The following is an 18,984-nucleotide window of genomic DNA, read 5'->3' on the forward strand; positions in this document are numbered from 1 at the left end:
TCCCTTGTGGGGCTGGGCGGATTCGCTACTTCGCAATGTGTGGTTGTTCTACAACCGCAGCAAAAGCCCCCTCCGAACCACCAACCACGGTTCGGAGGGGGTCGGCCTTTTCAGACACCCATCAAACAACACTAAGCCGCTCGCTGATCAAGATATCCTTTTTCGGGCATCTCGATAAGCCGGTGGCTGCGCTCATTTTTTTCAACTTCATACATGAAGGAGATGAGTATGCTGAAAATCCAAGCAACCGTGTACTCCCAGTGCCGCGCAAGCCGGCGCAATTTCCTCCAGCCCGAGTTCCACGGCACTCGAAGCGAATGCAATCGATTCATATCAGATCGCGCAAGGCAAGGCCGTCCGACGCATTTCTCGTTCTTGTCGTCCATGGATCGTCGCAAAGCCACCCGTAGGTAATGCGATGAGGCGCTTCGTGCGCCTTCCTTGGTGTTGCTCAAGCAGCACCAAGGAAGGCTCATGCCGTTTCCTATTTGAAAACCTCATTCGAGGAAAGGAAACGCAAAATGAACACCATATCTGCATCGATCGACGAACTCTTGCAGTTCGCCTTTGGCCTGACCCCGCAACAGGCCGAAGAAGCGAAGGACCAACTATTCCCGCGAAATGGTCAGCTTTTCCTCCAGGACAGCGCAGGCTTCGACGCTCGCGCAAAGCTGGAGGCAGCAGTCGAAATTGATCGCCGTATAGCCGCATCGAAATTGGCTTCGGTTAGCAGCCCTGAAATGGCGGTCGAAATGCTCAGAAAGATCATTGGACCGCAGGAGCATGAGTCGTTCTGGTGTATCTGGCTCGATTCACAGCACAACATCATTGGTGCCGAAGAGATGTTTCGCGGAACTGCCACGCAGACCTCTGTTTATCCTCGGGAAGTGGTGAAGAAAGCACTGAAGACCAACGCATCAGCGATCATCATGGCCCACAACCACCCCAGCGGAAGCACCCAGCCCAGCCGCTCTGACGAAGAACTCACGCGCACGGTCAAGTCCGCGCTAAGCCTGGTCGATGTGAGGGTGCTCGATCACGTCATCATCACTCGGGAGAAGACGACTTCCATGGTCGCCATGGGTCTTTTCTAAACCCATCTCAAACCCCGCTTCGGCGGGTTTTCCAGTGGGGAATGCCACCGGAAAGCCCACCGGCTTTTGTCCTTTCAAAACTCACTTTCGAGGAAAGGATACGAGACATGGACTGGAAAACGCAAGCCTCCATGGAGGCCGAAAAGAACTGCACGGTCATCGCGATGCGTAACCGTGCTCAATGGCATCGTGAGCGTGGCATGGACTTCTTGAACAACAGCGTTCGAGCCATGGCTCAGCATGATGACGATGCCAGGGCTCTCGATGCAGCGGCCGACATGATCGTCCAAGAGCACATCGCCAACGCGGGCGTCAAGGCCGGCGTGTACGAGTCGGCAGTCACCGGCTTCGATCGTGTTCGTGGGAAGTACGTCGAGGTTCGAGACGAGAAGGGCTGGCGCTGCATCTGGAGTGAAAAGCTCAATGCACAAGAGGCAGTGGATATGGAGGCATCCGATGCCTATTCCTAAACGGCTTCTAAGGGGGACAACGCGGGAAACCACGATCGAACACCTGTTTCTGCGTGAAACGGCGATCAATTGCCATCCTGGCGAACGCCTCATCTTCAACCAGTTCATTCCACCCTGGCAGAGGCCGGAGGTGTGGACCATCGAGCAGAAGCGCAACTTCCTTGAAAGCGTCTTCCTCGGTCTGAACTGCGGGTTGATCGTGTGCAACGGCTTGGACTGGACTGCCAGCGGGCGAAAGCCGATGTCGGGATGGGTTCTGGATGGCCAGCAGCGTTTGACGGCTCTGCGTGAGTTCATCGAACGCGGCATGCTCATCTTCGATGACGTGACTTATCACGGGATTAGCCCCGTCGAGAAACTGCGATTTCACCGAAAGCATTTCACACGCCATGAGCTGGACTACATCGATGATGAGTCTGTTCTCAAGGAACTGTACAACCGTCTCAACTTTGGTGGAACAAGCCACTATCACTCCCAGAGACTTTGATTTTTCAATATTACGGAAGAAGGAATCTGCAATGCAACTGCTGCTTACGAAATCACTGAATATCACATCGAAGAATGGTGTGGCTTTGGAACTCTTTCCTGTCCACATGGAAAATGGATTTCCGAGTCGAGACCCGGGCCTGTGGTTGGATTTTCTATATCCACCAAGCAAAGAGAACACTCATGAGCTGAGCGCAATAGAGTGTGAAAAGGCCCAAGACTACATGCGAAAGCATCAGACTGAAGCGCTCAGCGAGGATGGGGAAAAAGCCTTCACCATAGCTGGGGACCGTTTGGTTCGGTGCAAGCCGTAGCTCATCTTAAAACAATGAAAGACCAACCCGCATCAGTGGGTTTTCTCATTCGTGAAGGAATGAGAAAGCCTGTTGGCACTCCTTTCTAGTCACCGACATGTTCGGTATGAAAGGAAAAATATGAGCATCATGAGCTTTCCCGATCGTGGGAATTGGGGGAAATCGGCGTGGCGTGGCAACTGCAGTGGCCATGTCTACAAAGAACTGTTCGAGCGCCTGAAGCCTGGTGTTTTTGTTGACCCCATGGTCGGCTCTGGCACCTCCGTTGAGGTGGCGAAGGAAATGGGCATTGAGGCCTATGGCCTGGATCTGCATTCCGGATTCAACGCCGTCAGGGACAGCATTCTGCTGGCCGTGGGGAAGCCTGCTGACCTGTGCATCTCGCACCCTCCCTATGGCGCGATGATCGTGTACAGCGGCAACGTCTGGGGAAAGGCAGATCCCAATGACTTGTCCCGCTGCCCGAGCGATGAAGACTTCCACGAGAAGATGCAGCTCGTGCTGATGAACCAACGTGAGGCCACCAACTCCGGTGGTTACTACGGGACGATCATCGGAGACTGGCGCCGCAAGGGGGTCTATACCAGCTACCAGGCTGAAATGATCGCCCGGATGCCCAAGGGTGAGTTGGCCGCGGTGATCATCAAGGCTCAGCACAACTGCACATCTGACCGCAAGACGTATGGTTTGATGAAGCTGCCCCACATCCTCCACGAGTACATCCTGCTCTGGCAGAAGAAGGCGGTTCCTGTCCTGCTGATGCTCCGCGATCTCGCGCATCAGCAATACAGCCGGCTGACCGGCACCTGGAAGAACATCGTCAAGTGCATCCTGATGGAGCTTGGCGGTAAATCCGACCTGTCGGCGATCTACCAGGAAATCGAAAAGTCCGCACCGGACAAGCTTGCAAGTAATCCCCACTGGAAAGCCAAGATCCGGCAAACCCTCAACCAGAATGAAGACCTGTTCAGGCCCGTTGCAACTGGTGTCTGGGCGATCGCCTGATTCCAAAACCCAAACCCGCTTCGGCGGGCTTTCTTCTGGTGCTTGCCGGACCCAGTAGAAAGCCTACCCGGCTTTCCTTTCTCTCATCGCCGCATCTGCCGGCAATTCAGAAAGGAAACCATGAGCAACAACATCAAAATTACGGCCTTGCCGTACGACATCAATCCGGAGGCTTCCAGCGAAGGCTACGGACCTGAGTACATGTGCCGAGTAAGCGCCAAGACTGCCCGTGGACTCGCCCGTATGTACCCCATGCCTCGCATGGGCGAAAGTCTCACCGTCGCCATCCCGCGACTGGCGTTGGTCAACGTGTCGGGCAGCTTCTACCTTCGCCACACGGATGTACCGATCCGCGATTGGCCTTCGGTCTTCAGGATCGAGGTCATTCAAAGCAAGGATTCCAAGGCCAGCAAAGAAGAGGGGGCCGAGGCATGAGCATCCGGCGATACCTCATCCGCAAGCTCGGCGAACACCGCGGCTCGCCGCGCCTTTACATCGACACGATGGCGCTGAAGGAAGCCGGCTTCGAGCCTGGCGCATCCTACACGCGCCACGTCGATAAGGAGGCAGGCCGCATCGTGCTCAAGCTCGATCCGATTGGGACGCACCGCGTCTCCAAGAAGGAAAAGAGCGGCAACACGATGCCGGTGATCGACATCAACAGCCGTGAGGCTCTGAGTCCCCTGGATGGCCTGCAAGCCGTGAGGCTGGTAATCCAGGACGGCATGATTGCCGCAATGGCCCCGGCCTCGCAACTGAACGCTCGTCGCCGGCTGCATCGTTTGCGCGAACACCTGGTGCAGGGCAGGGTGGTCACAGGGTCGCTCTCGCATGGCGGGGGTATCCTGGACAACGCCGCGCATGCAGGCTTGGCATCTGCCGGTGTCGATTCGAGCCTCGCTTTTGCCAATGAAATCGACGAGGGCCTGATGGAGCACTCCAGCAAGGTCAACGAAATCTGGGACATGGGCACGATCGGGATTGGCGCTGGCATGCAGGAGGCCGTCCAGGATGAGTGGCTGATGCAGCGTCTGCCGCAGATCGACGTTCTGGCCGTGGGCATTCCGTGCAGCGGCGCATCGAAAGCCGGTGCCGCCAAGCGCAAGCTGGAGTTGATGGAGAATCACCCGGAAGTAGGTCACCTGGCCGCCAGCTTCCTGATGATGGTCCAACGCACCCAGCCCGCGGTTGTCGTTGTCGAGTGTGTTCAGGAGTATGCGAATACTGGGTCCGCCCAGATCATCCGCCAGCACCTTCGAGACAGTGGCTACAACGTCAATGAGGTCACCCTGAAAGGGGAGGACTTTGGCGTGCTGGAATGTCGCAAGCGCTGGTTCTTGGTGGCCGCTACGAACGGAATCACCATCGAGCTGGACAAGTTGGAGCCCGCCTGTACTCCGGTCCGGATCGTTGCCGAAGCTCTCGATGAGATTGCCGATGATGACGCAATCTGGCGCAGCTTCGACTACCTCAAAGCCAAAGCTGTCCGTGACGTGGAGAAGGGAAACAACTTCTCCATGCAACTCGTGCAGCCTACTGATACGTTCGTACCTACGCTGCGCAAGGGTTATCACAAAGGCGGATCAACCGACCCGCTCCTGGCGCATCCCCGCAAAGAAGGACTGTACCGGTTGTTCACGGCAAAGGAGCATGCTCGAATCAAGCAGATCCCAGATCACCTGATCGTTGGTATGTCCGAGTGTCGAGCACACCAACTCCTAGGACAGAGCGTGCTGTTCACTCCTGTTAAGGCGCTGTTCAACCGGATCGGGCAAGCACTGGCGATGTGGGTAGAAGGCGAGCAAACCTCCAGCACCTACTCAGCCGGCTACAACCTGATCCGTGCAACCGGTTGACTGACCAATAACGAAGTCCCTTCGGGGGCTTTCTTCTGGATGTTGATGCTCTCCAGAAGAAAGCCAAACCCGTAGCAGCGTCCAAAATTGAGCGCTCGAATTCGACGACAACTGATGCGACTTTTGATCGCCTCGGTAGTAGGTGACTTCTCAGAATGAACCCATCTGGCATCTGTCCGCTACTGCGGAAGCCAGATCACTTCCACTGCAATCTCAGGTCCGTGCTCACCCAGAGTAGCGCGACCCATATGCGCTCACCAAGATCCCCGGCCGGCTTCCTCATGGTGCCCTTCAAGGCCACATGAGAAAGCCATTCGGCACTTCCTTTCAACCAATACCAGTTCGTCTGGAAGAAGGGAAATTCGAAATGAAAGCTCAAACGATCGCGTGCCAATACGCACCGTACGAACTCATCAAGGAATGGGGTATCCGTGGTGTACGCCACCCCCTGGCACTGACCCAGGCCCCTGATGCAGCCACTTCTCGAAGAATGGTCAAGAAGCTCTTCCCGTACATGAGCAAGGAAGAGCATGCACTTCATGCGCGGGCATGGGAGCGTGAACTTCACATCTTGCAAGACTGTTGGAAGAAAACGGTGGACAAGAGCTTTCGGAAGATCTTTGGCCGCCCGTACACGGCGGCTGACTATGTGGTTAGCGGAATCGCCCGAGACGAGTTCGATGAACCCACAAAGAAGAAACTTCGTCTGATCTGCCACAAGCAGAGCGTTGCAGCGTCAGCGGGGAATGCCCATGCATCGGCCGCTACCAAGGCTGTCATGGCAAAGTTCCAGGAGGTGCAACATGCTTGAGCTGGCACTTCCTCGCCACGTTCTGGACGAACGGGACCAGGCCCTTGCAAAAGTGATCAAGGCTGCTTGGCTCGACCGTCCCGGAATGCGTGTTGGTGACTTCGTTCATTGGCCCAATGGGGAAGTCCGCCGCTGCTCTTACGACTGGGGTGACGGCATGCAGACCAGCAAGATCGACAAAGGAAGCTTCTACATCGGTCGTGATGCAGGAGTCTCGTTTTCTGGGGGGCTCCAGCCGGCAAATCCGATGGAGTTCTTCAAGCCCACCGACGAGATCATGGACGGTAGGTTCTGGTTCTTCTCCCATGGAAGGCCCGGCGCCGGCAGGGGCAAGGACGTGACGCTTCCTTGCAGGGTGTATCTCCTGGAACCCTATGCAATGTCCGAGGAAGAGGCCATGAGGCGACCTCAGATGCGCCGAATCCTGCAGGAGTGGGGCAAGCGCTCACATGTCTTTCGCGAGAACCTGCAGGCTTTGATTGATCCGCCTGTCCTCCGCGATCCCGACTACTACTGAAGCGAATGTAGCCATCTCGATCTCCGAAATCGAAGTGGCTTCAACGCTGAAAGAAAGCAGATTCAACTCATTGTGCGCAGCAGCGTGCGATGGGTTTTTTGTGCTCGTCTTTTAACCCAGCGGACTGTTCCGCACCCTATCATTTTCAGGAGAAATGCATGCACAACGAAATCACAAAGGCTGTCCTGGCCGAAAAGTACCTCAAGGGCGAAGAGCAATCCGCCCAAGACCTGTTCAAGCGCGTGTCTGCAGGCATCGCGAAGGCAGAGCAGAATCCCAAAGCCACGCAAGAGTGGGCCATGAAGTTCGAAACCATGATGAACCACGGCGCCATCGGTGCAGGCCGCATCATGAGCGCAGGCGGTACCGATATCAAGGCAACCCTCATCAACTGCTTCGTGCAACCGGTGGGAGACTGCATCACGGGCATGGACGATGACGGGTATCCCGGAATCTACACCGCCCTGCAGGAAGCCAGCGAGACGATGCGCCGCGGCGGCGGTGTGGGCTACGACTTCTCGCGGATTCGCCCCAAAGGCGCTTTCGTGAAGGGCACCCACAGCGAAGCCAGCGGCCCGTGCAGCTACATGGACGTGTTCGACCAAAGCTGCAAGACAGTCGAGTCGGCTGGCTCGCGCCGTGGTGCCCAGATGGGTGTCCTGCGGATCGACCACCCCGACGTGCTGGAGTTCATCACGGCCAAGCGCACGCCCGGTCGTTGGAACAACTTCAACGTCAGCCTGTTCGTCGAGGATGCCTTCTTCTTCGCGATGGCTGCCGGTGCCGAGTGGGAACTCGTCCACAAGGCTGAGCCCAGCCCGAAGACCAAGGCAAACAACCCCGGGATCTATCAGCGTGAATCTGATGGCAAGTGGGTGTACGCCAAGGTCAATGCAGCCGAACTGTGGGACACCGTGATGCGGAGCAACTACGACTTCGCTGAGCCCGGTATCTTGCTGGGAAGCAACATCAACCGCGAGAACAACCTGTTCTACTGTGAGAAGCTGGAGGCTTCCAACCCCTGCGGCGAACAGAATCTTCCACCTTACGGCTGCTGCGACCTGGGCCAGATCATCCTGCCGAAGTTCGTGCGCAATCCGTTCACGGATGACGCGAGCCTGGACTGGGAATGGTTCGAGGAAGCGGCACGAACGATGGTCCGCTTCCTTGACAACGTGCTGGACGTGACGGTCTGGCCACTGGAAAAACAGCGTGAAGAGGCGATGAACAAGCGCCGCATCGGCATCGGCTTCACGGGCCTAGGTTCGACCATGGCCATGCTGGGGCTGAAGTACAGCGACCACTTGGGCGTTGCCTTTGCCGAGACTGTCAGCAGGAAGCTCCGCGATGCCGTTTACCAGGCGTCGATCGATCTTGCAGTGGAGCGTGGCCCGTTCCCCGCTTACAACGAACTCTATCTCCAAAGCGAGTTTGTGAAGCGCTTGCCCGCGAACCTGCAAAAGGCAATCAAGGCGCATGGAATCCGCAACAGTCATCTGTTGTCCATCGCGCCTACGGGTACGGTGAGCCTTGCCTTCGGTGACAACTGCTCCAACGGCATCGAGCCGATCTTCGACCTGTCCTACAAGCGCAACAAGCGCACGGCAGACGGGGGTAACGAGGTCTTCCACGTCATGGATCACGCCCTGCGTGTGTTTCTGGAAAGCGGGGACGTCAGCGCCCATGTCGATGGTCTTCACGCGCAGGCCTACAAGCTTGCGATGCTCGAAGCGGTGTTGGAGAAGAAGGAAACATTCAGCTTCGGCGGGGTGGATCAACTGGTCAGCGCCGTGTTGCCGGAATCCTTTGTGACAGCCCAGAAACTGACGGTGGACCAACACCTGAACGTCCTGGCAGCAGTGCAGCCGTACATCGACAGCGCCATCTCCAAGACCATCAACGTGCCCGCGGACTACCCGTTCGGGGACTTCAAGGCGATCTACACGAAAGCCAATGAGATGGGTCTGAAGGGTGTGGCCTGCTACCGCCCGAACGACATCCTTGGTTCGGTACTGGTGGCTGAGCCGGCAAATCCCAAATCCGATCCGCAAGCCGAGGCGAAGAATGAGCAGGCGTCAACTCGTCTGGATGAAGACCCGGGCAACGTGAAGCTGAGCAAGCGTCCCAAGGGCGACCTCGATGCCATCGTCAAGAAGGTGTCATACAGCGGCCCTGCCGGCGATGCGAGCATGTACCTCACCGTGTCCTTTGCTCGCGTGCAAGGGGTCATCGGTGGTGATGGTGTGAGCGTCGAGCGCCCCGTGGAAGTGTTCGTGACGGCTTCGCCCGATGGTGTGCCGGCGGAATGGGTTGCAGCCTACGCTCGCAATCTGTCGCTGCTGGCTCGCTCTGGTGTGGAGTTCCTGTCCAAGGCGCTTCAGGACGGCCGTGCAGTGCGATCCGACAAGGGCCGCGTTCGCTACGGCTGGTACGAAAAGGACGATGGCTCCAAGGTGCCGCGTTTCCACAGCTCCGAGGTGGCCCTGATCGCGTACGCGGTTCAGGAGATCCTGGTGGCCAAGGGCGTGCTGGACGTGGACGGCAATCCCGTACCGAGCAGGGTTCGTGCAGCCAAGGCCTTCGTTGCCGAGAAAGCCGAGCCCGAGAAGGCCAAGGAAGTCGTCACCAGCCAGTCGAATCAGGTCATGGCGGGCAAGGAGTGCAAGGAATGCGGTGCACATGCTGTCATCCGAAAGGATGGCTGTGATTTCTGCACGAACTGTGGCTCCGTCGGTTCCTGTGGCTGATTGCAAATCCCGCTCTCTGGAGCGTTGAGTCCATCCCCGAAAGGGGGTGGGCTTTCTCAAGGCCATATGCCTTCAGAAAGCCCACCTGACTCATGCATGGTGCGGTGTTGTGCATGGTGATTTGAGCTTCACGAGACACTACCCCCGAAATCGGGAAGTCCTCTTTCAAACCTGAGATTCATCAGTGAATCCTGCGGGAATCACGTGGCGATTCGCTGTTGCCTATCCAATTCAAAGGAGCTGCTTAGGTGGCCGCCTGGTAAGTGCCATGCCTGGTCAGGCCGGATCATGGCGCCCCCTGATGCCCTACCCAATGTGGGTCATGAGGGGGCGCCGTGCCCGTAACCAAACCAGGAGCACATCATGGTTCATAACGCAAACTCCAACCCTCTGAACCCCCAAGTTCTCAAGGCGGCCGGTGTGCCGCTGGATGACGCCCTGTGGTTCGCAAAGGTGCCTGTCAACCGGAAGGTGGCCGCGCTGATGTGCTCTCGTGGGAGGCGAATTATCCAGTTGGTGCAACACCACTTTGGAGTGCATTCCGGGTCAATCGGGTGCACTGCTTGAGGTGAGGATATGGATTCGGCAACGGCGCCAGGAGTCTTTGAGCTTCTGGCGCTCGAAGCCTTTGCCGTGGACTTTCTCCTGGGTGCTCATATTTGGGCGGCAGAAGAAAGCCGATGGCTTGCACCTTTCAACAACAACCCAGATAGGGGATGAAAGGAAATCATGAGCAAGAAGAAAATGACCCTGTGCGTCGATCTGTGCGCCTATGTCACTCTCGATCTTCCGATGGACACCGATATGTCGGAGGAGAATCTGAAGAAGCTGGCCAAGCAGGCTGATGAAGACGGTGAGTTCAACGGACAGGATGTGATTTACCAGGCTGACTGGTCCACACAAGAGGGCCTGCGCATCGTCTGCACAGAAGACGAGGGCGGCGATGACCTGAGCGACATCCCGGTCGATCAGTGCCCGAACGATGCAGGCTTGTTGCTGCGCACATACCTTGCAGGCCAAGGGCCTATGACCCTGGAAGGTCTGGTGAAAGAAGCGGCGCCGTTCCTGGGTATCAATCTCGATGACCAGGAGATGTTCGAGGGCCAGTTCAAGATCCCGGGCTGGACCGTGCCTGTCAAGGTGAGCTTCCAATGCCGCAAGGACGCGACCAAAGAAGAGAAGGATTTGGCCTTCTTCAGCGCCCTGGTCGAAGAAACCCCTGCATCGTTCGATTACCTCTGCGTCGGTAGCGAGCAAGCCGTGTCGAAAGCGGAAGGGATGGGAGCATGAAGAAGCGAGTCTGGCGCGACAAGGACGTTCGGGCTCTTGCCCTGCGGATCAGCTCCGCGATTCTCGAACTTCCGAAGCCTGCCTCCAATCAGGATGTGATCCGGGTGTTCGAAGAAGCAGAGGCACCGCCACATGTGCTTTGTGACGCCTTCTGGAAACTGGACAACTGCCCATCCCACTGGCCGTCTTACATGATCTGGCATCCACCGCTGCGAGCACTGCGCAACGATCCCCACGACGCCCCAAAACTGTTCGCTCTGTTCAGACTGAAGTAAGCCCTTCACGGCCTAACGGCCACATCACCTAGCCCCCGCAGCCTCATGGCTCGCGGGGGCTTTTTTGCCTAAGCGGTAGCGAGAAGGCAAGTATTCAATGCATATCTGGGAGACATGTGCCACGCCGCCTGCGTCAATCCCATATGGGGATACTGACCCAGCAGTTCATCCACTGGATTGCGGCACACGGCTCTGCTCAGCAGGAAAGCCGCATCAGCTCGGTCTTTCTGACGCGATTGATCTCGGGTTTTCAACAGCTCCGATTTTTCATGGGGGGTGGGTGAGAGTGAAGAAGAATCCGAGAGCTTTGCCGTCTCACGTTGCTTCCTGGCATTGACGTAGGCCATGACATTGGCCAGGTGCATCTCAGGTGTCAACCCGGCGCCGGCCTCCAGTAGAACGTCTGCGATGGCATCGATCATGCGCTGGTCGATGAACTTCTCGCAAACATCCTTGTGCTTCTGACGAATGAGCCGCGGGAGCATTGTGACCTCCTTGGAGGTCACGAGGTAGACCGACATATCGGGCGCCACTTCCAGATCCGGATGGGTGAAGAGCACGTAGTGCTGCGTCCAGATGCCCAGTTGCTCTCGCAGCAGGCGAGTCTTGCCGACGCATTGCTTGAGCGCATTACTTCGCTCGTCTGGCTTGACTTCGTCGTTGAATCGCATGTACCAGCGGCTTTGGCCGTGGTGGTCAGTCTCACTGAAGAGGTACGAACCACGCCAGCCTTTGACCTCGAAGTGCACGAGGCCGTACTTCCAAACGACGATGACATCGTATTCGGCGGTCGCTGATCCGGCGGAGATGTCAAGGCCTGTGCGAATGATCACGTTGGTCAGCACTCGGCACCCAGGGCATGCTCTCTCGAAGATCTCCTTGAGCTGATTGTGGGCCTGCATCTCGCTTTCACTGGCCAGGCAAGGTTCATTGTCGTTTCGCACTTTGATGTCCTCTTTGAAAGTTGAGTTGATCTTCAACTCAGAAGGACAGCATGGCCCATTGAGCACGCCGTTCAAATCGGATTGGCGGTGTTATGCCGTCCAAATTTGGGCGCTTGAAAGGGGTGGCTGATTTGATCGCTTTCGCTTGAGGGTAAGAGTTCAAAGCGGGAATGATCGATGCATGCTCAATCCGTCACGGCTCCAGGAAATCATCAGGGGATCACTTCAAGCAGTGGCCCATCTGATGGACGACAAGCTGGTGTCAGAAATCATGGTGATCGGCTCCGGGCTCGTATTCGTTGAGCGACGTGGAGCTATCGAAAGGACCGACATCGTTCTGCCCGAAAATGATCGTCGGCTAGCTCTCATCGCCGTTTCCAAGTACGCGGGAGGGGGGTCAAAGGGCATCGATATAGTGGAGGGCACCGAATCTGCTGTTGCCTCCACCAGCGTAGGGGGGTTGCGCTTTGCGGGTGCCATCAAGGGTGTTGACAGCGCCGGAACCACGCTCACGATTCGCAAGCACCTGGACCCAGAAGAGCGGCCCGATTTGGCCCAGTTGATCGATTGGGGAATGCTGTCCCATGAGCTTGCTGAAAAGCTCGTCGATCTCATCATCCATCAACGGCTGAACTGCGTTTTTGCCGGCCCCACATCAGGTGGGAAAACAACGCTGGCCAACGCGATTCTCATGCGTCTTCCCAGCCATGAGCGCATTGGCCTGATCGAAGACGCACGTGAGATGGCATTGCGCGTCGAGCACAAGAACTGCTACCTGGCTTCTCCCCAAACGGGCCTGACGGCAAAGGTTCTTGTCAAGCAAGCCATGCGCGAGCGCTACGACCGACTCATCCTGTCCGAGACACGGGGCGACGACACGTTCGACCTGCTTCGGGCGCTTTCATCGGGACACAACGGCTCAGTGACGACTCTTCACGCTTCGTCGGCCGTCGGTGCCTTGAGCACCCTCGAACTGCTCTTCCAGATGTCGCTTCCTCCTGGCGTGCAGATGTCTCCGGCCGCCGCCCAGGGCTACATCACCAGTTGCATCAACCTCATCGTGTTTTGCTCACGCCCATACGAGCGTCAGGCCGATGGGACAGAGAAATCCTCTCGTCGCGTTTCCGAAGTCGCCATTGTCAAAGGAGTCAAAGATGGCATCTACCAGCTTGAGTACGTTTTTCCAGAGCCTCAAACACTCCACTGACGCCAGTGAGTTTGCAGCACGCCAGCGGCTGCAGATTCGAGTCATGGCTGCGTTCTTCTTGGTGGCACTCGCGTTCTTCATGCCCGACGCGATGGCCCAGCAGGTCGAGGGCATTTGCGGCTTCGCACGGTTCTTGAAGCAACTTGTAGCCGGCGCCGCCATCGTCGCTGTGCTGCTCTTCATCATCAACTCGTTCTTCCTCAAGAGTTCGGTGATCGGCGACATCATCATGTACGTGATCATCGGGTGCGTGATCGCCGTGGCCGTGGTGTTCATCATCGAATCAACTGGGCTCGCCGTTACCTGCACCCTCTGAATCTCAATGAGCGAACCAGCGTTCATCACCGACTACCCAGCCCTGCGCAGGCCTCGGCTTAGCGCAGGGGTGGGTGCAAAGACCGCGACGATGATCTGGTCGGTTTCCGCCCTGATTGGCATCCTGATTCCAATGCCCTGGAGTCTGATCGTTGTTCCAATCGGCTTGCTTGTCCACACGGCGCTTGCGTGGTTTTTCAAGAAGGACCCGCACATCATGGCCTTGTACGTGGTTCACGAAGTTGTGCCCAACAACTTGTTTGCTGGTGTGCCTTCCCACGGGGAGAAATGGTCATCGCGACCCTCAGGTTACGCGGCGCATTTGCCCCTCAACTGATTCCTGAACGTGCTCAATTCCATCTTCAGCAAAGGCGATCGTGGTACCACCAAGGCACGATCGCCGCGACCAGCCTCAGACTCGCGGATTTCAGAGCATTTGCCATGGCTCGTGCACGTGAAGCCGGACATGGTGCTGACCAAAGATGGGTCATTGCTGGCTGCCTACGAGATGGGCGGCATCGATCTGGATGAGGATGGCGTTCACAGGCTTCAGCAAGCCATTCGAGAGATGCAGGAAAGCCTGTCGATGCTCGACGAGCGCTACTACCTGTGGATGGTCACGGACAAGCGGCTGAAGCTCCACCCTGATCGCTGGGATGGAATGAATGAGAACATCGTTACGTCCATCATTGAGCAGCGCCGGGAGAACGTCTACAAGCAGCAACGCGTCTACACGCTCAGTACCTACCTCTACATCCTATTCACCGGCGAGACGGGCGTATATGCGTTCATGGAGAACGTGCGCCGGAAGATGACAGAAGAAGACCAGGGCTTTGCTGCGGCCTTCCTGTCGAGCTTGAATCCTGCCAACAACACCCGTTCTGCAATCCTCCATGACGCTCGCCAACTGGATTCAAACATCGCCATCGCCGAAGATGGATTTGCCAGCTACATCAGCGCACACAGCCTGATCAATTTCACCAGGCTGACAGGTCATGCGCTGGACACCGTGCTCCATCGTATGGCCAATCCGACGATGGCCGATGACTCCTATGTGGAGCCCTTCCCGTCGAGCATGCTGGACGCCACCTTGGCGTGCTCTGATGTTCGATTCGGTCGCGAGGTCTACGCAGTTCACGGTCCTGACCGAAGCCTCTACGGCACGACAGTTTCTTTGACGGGATACCCGTCCAGCCATTCGACGCTGATGAGCGTATTGGGTGTCCAAGCTGAGTTCCGCCTTGTTCATGTACTGCGATGCATGAGCTACGAGGCCGGACGCAAGCTGGTAAAGGAGCATGCCGACTACTACCACATGACTCAGAGCACAGTGATGCAAAGAGCCGCCGCATACTTGAGCGGGACCAAAGCGGAGGTGGATCCAGGAAAAGGCGATCTCTATTTGCAGTGCACCAACGCTCTTGCTCGGATGCAGTCTGAGAATCTGGGGTTCAGTGAGCACTCTGTCAGCCTGACATTCTTCGCGGAATCCGCAGAAGACGCAAAAAGGCTATCCGCGAATGTCCTTCGGGAAATCGGTGGGATACCTCATACCCGCGAACGGATTGGCCTGAAGTCAGCCGTGCTTTCCACATTGCCAGGCCAGTGGGCGCACAACCGGCGGCTCATGCTCGCCAACAACCAATTGATTGCGCACACGACGCCAGTCACCACCATCTACCCCGGGAGCCCGAACTCTGCGCACCTGAGCGACATCTACGGCCGTCAAATGCCCGCGCTGGCCACTTTTACCTCACGGTATGGAACCGAGGTGAATTTCGATCCCTATGTGGGTCAAGTTGGACATGGGTTGCTGGTCATGCCAACCGGGGGCGGCAAGACAACGTTCGTCAACTACTGTCTGGCCTGTTTTTCGCGCTACCCAGACGCCCAGGTGATCATCTTCGACCGTGACCACTCCTGCCGGATCATCACGCACCTGATCGGAGGAGCGCACCTGGACATGCGTGAGGGCCTTGCACTGAACCCGATGAAGCACATTCGGGAAAGTGACTTGGAGCGCGTGCAGGCAAGCGAGTTCATCATCCGGCGGATCGAAGAGGGCGGCGAGCGCCTGAGTGCCGAAGAGCGCAAGCAGATCTACGACACCATCGTGATGGTGGCGAGCACGAGTTCGCAAGAAGCGAGCTTGAACACGATTTTCTCGCTCCTTCCCAATGGCCTGCAGATGAAGCTGCACGAATGGGTGGAGGGAGGTCCATACAGCTACTTCGGCGGGGCCGAGGATCGCTTGTCTCTGTCCGACTGGACTTGCATCGAGATGAAGGAGATCATGAAGGTGGACCGGCTCTCCCGCGCCTTCCTCGATCACGCATTCACAACGATCAGCAGGCTGTTGACCGGGCGGCCCACATTCATCTACGTGGAAGAGGCGTCCTTCGCCCTGAGCAATCCCACCTTCCTCGATGGTTTGGATGAGTGGCTGAAAACCTTCCGCAAGAAAAATGCCTTCGTCTGGTTGACTGTGCAGTCTCCAGAATCGGTGACCGGCGTCGATGTCGAGAAGATCCGGGCCACCCTCACGGACAACGTGCCCAACATCATTCTCGGGGCCAATTCCAGGCTTGAAAGTCATCGTGACCTTTACCGTCAGTTCTTCGGCTTGACCGATGACCAGGTTTCGATGATCGGCAATTTGCGTCCTCGTCGCGATTACCTGCGAATTGCGGACAACATTTGTCGCGTGCTTCGAACCAGCTTCGATGACCATGTACTGGCTCTGATCCGCTCGGAGCCACGGTTTCAGAGCCAGCTTGATCGGCTGCTCAGCAGTGGCGACCCTGAGTGGCGACAGAAATACATCGCCGAAACCCTCTCAAGGAACTGACCATGAAGCTGCAAGCCAAACTCCGTGCCGTGACCCTGGCCGCTTTCTTGGGAATGAGCTTGGGTGCACACCAGTCTTCTTCGGCCTACGTGCTGCCTGTCGTCGAGGTCGGCCCGAACGTCTGGGCAAATATCGCCACCGAGTACGAACAGGCCATCAACACGGCACAAGCATACATCTCGGCCTACAACGACGTTCTTCAGACGTGGAACGAGATCAGCACTTTCGATGTCGCCTCTGTCTTCCTGACGACGGATGAGAAGAACGCACTGATGTCTTTCATCAGCACGGGCAAGAACGTCTATGGGGCTGTCCGCAAGACGCAGGACGTGTACACGCAACTGCAAACTGCGTTCGCGACATCCCCTTTCCAGCGTTTTGAGGATTTCCTGAAGGACTTCTCACGTCGCAATGCGCACGGCGAACAGATGGCCAAGACCCTCTATGACGCCGCAGTCGTTGCCGAAGATGAACTCAAGAAAGCGCACGAGCAGCACACCAGGGTCGTCAATGAAATGCCAAATATCCACGGCGTTACGGAGGCGGCAAAAGCAACCGCCCAATCCGTGGGTGTTCTCATTCAGCAGAACCAGGGCGTTGTTCAACTGCTGTCGGCCCAGGTGCGTGCTCAAGGGCAAGAACTGCAGCGCCAGTATCAAGAACAAGCCCAGGATGAAGAGGCCAAGCTCAAGATCTTGGAGCTGCAGCGTGAAGCTTTCCGGAAAGACATGGGTTTGATGGGTGGCCGATAAGGAATCCACATGAGTATTCAATTTTCGTGGAAAACACGCCATTACGCCTGTATTTCGCATTTGCAACTTACATTGCTGGCGATTGCCCTTGTTCTTTCGCTCATGCCAACAACGGCATTTGCTCAGCAAGAGGCCGGTATGTTTGAAAGTATGCTGTCGGCAGCAAAGATGTGGATGGCCGACATCATCAATGGTGTTTTTGGCCGAAATTTTGCCGAAACTATCAAGAATTCGGCTCTAACCTTCGCCGGGAATTTGACTGCAACCGCAAATGTTCTGGGTGGCGCCTTGGCGCTTGTCACTTTACTTTGGAAAGTGACTCTGGCAATGGTCAGCAAGACATCAGTGATAAACGCTACGTTTGAAGTCTTGTTGTTTGGCATTATCGCATTCGCCCTGATCAATAACTACGCCTTGCTGGTCAATCAAGTGTGGGATATCGCCACGGCAGCACTCAGTGCTGTCGGTGCCGATATTGGTTCGGCATTCTCTGATTTTGTGACCGCATTCCTGACCCCTGTTGGAAATGCATTTGCTCGATGGCAGGCTGTTACGTCAGGTCAGGGATTTTGGTCGAGTCTCTTCAGCAAGGCATCCCTTGACTGGATTGGCACGGTGCTGATGTCCATCGTTATTATGTTGCTGATCATCTTCTCGATCATCAATATCGTAGGCGTGTTTCTCATGGGGCCAATGTTCTTCGGAGTGGGAGTAATTTTTGGTCCTTTGATGATCGCCTCCATCGTCTCTGATTTCACTCGCAAATGGTTTGATCAGTGGCTCAACTTCATGGTTGGTTCAGCTTTTTTGACAGCGGTTGCAGTAGCTGTGCTCAAACTGCTGACTGAAGTCATAGGGACAACCGTGAAGACAATCGCTGACGGTACCAGTTCGACACTAGGCCTGATGGGTGTCGCGCTCCTCATGGCCAGTGCAGCGAAGCTCTTTGGAGCAGTTCCCGCCATCACTGACGCAATCTTCCCGGGTCGCACTGGTGCTGGATCTGCGATTCCAGGTGGAGGGGGATCCAGCAAGGTCGGTGGTGGCGTGGCAGGTGGCGCCACGGGTGCGGTTACCGGCGCTGCCGCGGGTGCAGCCGTCGGAGCCGCCGTGTCCGGCATGACGGCCAACGTGGGCAGTAGGGCATCAGGTGGTGGTATCGGTGGAGCGGTGGCAGCGGCGAAGGGCACTTTTGCCAAAGCAGCAGCGCCGCTCAAGGAAATGGGGGCGGAGGCGGCCCGATCAGGCAGTGCAAACCCAGTCTCGACTATTGCGAACATGGGTGGAACCGCAATCAAGTCCGGAGCAACCGCTGCTGCCTCAGGTGTCAAAGCGGCATACGACGGTGGCATGAGCCTGGCAAAAAGTATTGGTGGCGAAAAGCCATCTGCTGATAAACCTGCCGAAGGTGGTGGAGTCAGAGGCGTTTGATTGATTCAACATTTCATTCCCATCAACATCAATAGGAGTTTTTCATGAAAAAGTCCATGTTCGCCATTGCGGCCGTTGTCGCTGCATTCAGCGCGTCAGCGCAATCTTCCATCGAGTGCCGTCCGGCCGATGATGGTTCCTACCAGGCTGCGCTCATTTGGCAGAACACACTGGGTGCAGAACGGGCGAATGCCATCTGTCAGCGCTACTCAATGAACTTGGGGCTGGCCAAGAAGACCCCGCAAGTCCATGGCGGCGGTTCCCACTCAGATGTGGTGGCAGCGCAGGACTCTTCAAAGCCTGGCGCCGTGGCTCCCACCGCTCACGTGAAGCAGGTGTCCCGCTTCGATCAGGACGTACTGGCGAAGGCCTATGCGTCCTCGGTGAGGATGGGTGCAGTCCCGATGCAGTCTTCTTCGCCGTCGGTACCACCTGTGGTTGTGCAAGCTGATCCCGTCCTGGCCGGCTATGACAACATCTCGGAGATGGAGGCCAACGTCCACCCGGACAATCAGTACATGCTGCTGCGTTAATCCGTGATCACTTCGACGTAGGCATAGTCCGTCTTCACGTCGCCCCCCTGGCAGAAATGCTTGGGGGGTTTTTCTTTGGCACCATCTAA

The 18,984-nt window shown here is 56.7% G+C and carries 21 protein-coding genes; 19 read left to right on the plus strand and 2 right to left on the minus strand.

Annotation, left to right across the window (positions count from 1 at the left end; all coding sequences use genetic code 11):
* Nucleotides 1-131: 131 nt before the first annotated feature.
* Nucleotides 132-386, minus strand: coding sequence for a hypothetical protein (locus L0977_RS12130; RefSeq protein WP_234265110.1), 255 nt, complete (start codon nucleotides 384-386; stop codon nucleotides 132-134).
* Nucleotides 387-521: 135 nt separating this feature from the next.
* Between L0977_RS12130 and L0977_RS12135 the strand changes: the two genes are divergently transcribed.
* The 12 genes from L0977_RS12135 to L0977_RS12190 all read left to right on the plus strand — a co-directional run bounded on the left by L0977_RS12135 (nucleotide 522) and on the right by L0977_RS12190 (nucleotide 10,865).
* A complete protein-coding gene (locus L0977_RS12135) occupies nucleotides 522-1,094 on the plus strand; it encodes a JAB domain-containing protein (protein ID WP_234265111.1) in 573 nt (190 codons plus the stop codon).
* Between the two features lie 107 nt (nucleotides 1,095-1,201).
* Entirely contained in the window at nucleotides 1,202-1,564 is a 363-nt protein-coding gene (locus L0977_RS12140; protein ID WP_234265112.1) for a hypothetical protein, read from the plus strand.
* Nucleotides 1,551-2,051: a DUF262 domain-containing protein gene (locus L0977_RS12145; RefSeq protein ID WP_234265113.1), complete on the plus strand. Its 501-nt coding sequence runs from the start codon at nucleotides 1,551-1,553 to the stop codon at nucleotides 2,049-2,051. The genes L0977_RS12140 and L0977_RS12145 overlap by 14 nt, the downstream gene beginning before the upstream one ends.
* 31 nt (nucleotides 2,052-2,082) lie before the next feature.
* Nucleotides 2,083-2,364: a hypothetical protein gene (locus tag L0977_RS12150; protein WP_234265114.1), complete on the plus strand. Its 282-nt coding sequence runs from the start codon at nucleotides 2,083-2,085 to the stop codon at nucleotides 2,362-2,364.
* A gap of 129 nt (nucleotides 2,365-2,493) precedes the next feature.
* Nucleotides 2,494-3,369 (plus strand): hypothetical protein, encoded by an 876-nt coding sequence (locus L0977_RS12155; RefSeq protein ID WP_234265115.1) that lies wholly within the window; start codon nucleotides 2,494-2,496, stop codon nucleotides 3,367-3,369.
* 120 nt (nucleotides 3,370-3,489) lie between these two features.
* Nucleotides 3,490-3,804 (plus strand): hypothetical protein, encoded by a 315-nt coding sequence (locus L0977_RS12160; protein ID WP_234265116.1) that lies wholly within the window; start codon nucleotides 3,490-3,492, stop codon nucleotides 3,802-3,804.
* Entirely contained in the window at nucleotides 3,801-5,225 is a 1,425-nt protein-coding gene (locus L0977_RS12165; RefSeq protein WP_234265117.1) for a DNA cytosine methyltransferase, read from the plus strand. Before L0977_RS12160 ends, L0977_RS12165 begins: the two co-directional genes overlap by 4 nt.
* Nucleotides 5,226-5,526: 301 nt before the next feature.
* Nucleotides 5,527-6,036, plus strand: a complete 510-nt coding sequence (locus L0977_RS12170; protein ID WP_234265118.1) for a hypothetical protein — start codon at nucleotides 5,527-5,529, stop codon at nucleotides 6,034-6,036.
* Nucleotides 6,029-6,553: a hypothetical protein gene (locus L0977_RS12175; protein ID WP_234265119.1), complete on the plus strand. Its 525-nt coding sequence runs from the start codon at nucleotides 6,029-6,031 to the stop codon at nucleotides 6,551-6,553. The genes L0977_RS12170 and L0977_RS12175 overlap by 8 nt, the downstream gene beginning before the upstream one ends.
* Before the next feature lie 158 nt (nucleotides 6,554-6,711).
* Nucleotides 6,712-9,300 (plus strand): adenosylcobalamin-dependent ribonucleoside-diphosphate reductase, encoded by a 2,589-nt coding sequence (locus tag L0977_RS12180; RefSeq protein WP_234265120.1) that lies wholly within the window; start codon nucleotides 6,712-6,714, stop codon nucleotides 9,298-9,300.
* A gap of 729 nt (nucleotides 9,301-10,029) precedes the next feature.
* On the plus strand, nucleotides 10,030-10,590 hold the full coding sequence (locus L0977_RS12185) for a hypothetical protein (protein WP_234265121.1): 561 nt from the start codon (nucleotides 10,030-10,032) through the stop codon (nucleotides 10,588-10,590).
* The gene (locus tag L0977_RS12190) at nucleotides 10,587-10,865 is read left to right on the plus strand and encodes a hypothetical protein (RefSeq protein ID WP_234265122.1); all 279 of its coding nucleotides are present in this window, start codon (nucleotides 10,587-10,589) and stop codon (nucleotides 10,863-10,865) included. Before L0977_RS12185 ends, L0977_RS12190 begins: the two co-directional genes overlap by 4 nt.
* Nucleotides 10,866-10,933: 68 nt before the next feature.
* On the opposite strand, the gene L0977_RS12195 is transcribed toward L0977_RS12190, so the two are convergent.
* Nucleotides 10,934-11,809, minus strand: coding sequence for a nuclease-related domain-containing protein (locus tag L0977_RS12195; protein ID WP_234265123.1), 876 nt, complete (start codon nucleotides 11,807-11,809; stop codon nucleotides 10,934-10,936).
* 181 nt (nucleotides 11,810-11,990) lie between these two features.
* Between L0977_RS12195 and L0977_RS12200 the strand changes: the two genes are divergently transcribed.
* From L0977_RS12200 to L0977_RS12230, 7 genes are read left to right on the plus strand one after another with little or no spacing between them, the layout of a single operon-like run.
* A complete protein-coding gene (locus L0977_RS12200) occupies nucleotides 11,991-13,016 on the plus strand; it encodes an ATPase, T2SS/T4P/T4SS family (RefSeq protein ID WP_234265124.1) in 1,026 nt (341 codons plus the stop codon).
* Nucleotides 12,964-13,332, plus strand: coding sequence for a hypothetical protein (locus tag L0977_RS12205; RefSeq protein ID WP_234265125.1), 369 nt, complete (start codon nucleotides 12,964-12,966; stop codon nucleotides 13,330-13,332). The genes L0977_RS12200 and L0977_RS12205 overlap by 53 nt, the downstream gene beginning before the upstream one ends.
* 6 nt (nucleotides 13,333-13,338) lie before the next feature.
* Nucleotides 13,339-13,668, plus strand: a complete 330-nt coding sequence (locus L0977_RS12210) for a hypothetical protein (RefSeq protein ID WP_234265126.1) — start codon at nucleotides 13,339-13,341, stop codon at nucleotides 13,666-13,668.
* 9 nt (nucleotides 13,669-13,677) lie between these two features.
* Nucleotides 13,678-16,179 carry a VirB4 family type IV secretion system protein gene (locus L0977_RS12215; protein WP_234265127.1) on the plus strand — a complete coding sequence of 834 codons (2,502 nt, stop codon included), beginning with the start codon at nucleotides 13,678-13,680 and terminating at the stop codon, nucleotides 16,177-16,179.
* 2 nt (nucleotides 16,180-16,181) lie between these two features.
* Nucleotides 16,182-16,931 carry a hypothetical protein gene (locus L0977_RS12220; protein ID WP_234265128.1) on the plus strand — a complete coding sequence of 250 codons (750 nt, stop codon included), beginning with the start codon at nucleotides 16,182-16,184 and terminating at the stop codon, nucleotides 16,929-16,931.
* 9 nt (nucleotides 16,932-16,940) lie between these two features.
* Nucleotides 16,941-18,362 carry a type IV secretion system protein gene (locus tag L0977_RS12225; protein WP_234265129.1) on the plus strand — a complete coding sequence of 474 codons (1,422 nt, stop codon included), beginning with the start codon at nucleotides 16,941-16,943 and terminating at the stop codon, nucleotides 18,360-18,362.
* 44 nt (nucleotides 18,363-18,406) lie between these two features.
* Nucleotides 18,407-18,895, plus strand: a complete 489-nt coding sequence (locus tag L0977_RS12230; protein ID WP_234265130.1) for a hypothetical protein — start codon at nucleotides 18,407-18,409, stop codon at nucleotides 18,893-18,895.
* The last annotated feature ends 89 nt before the right edge of the window (nucleotides 18,896-18,984 follow it).

Source organism: Hydrogenophaga sp. NFH-34, from assembly GCF_021401345.1.
In the GTDB taxonomy this organism is placed as follows: Bacteria; Pseudomonadota; Gammaproteobacteria; order Burkholderiales; family Burkholderiaceae_C; genus Hydrogenophaga; species Hydrogenophaga electricum.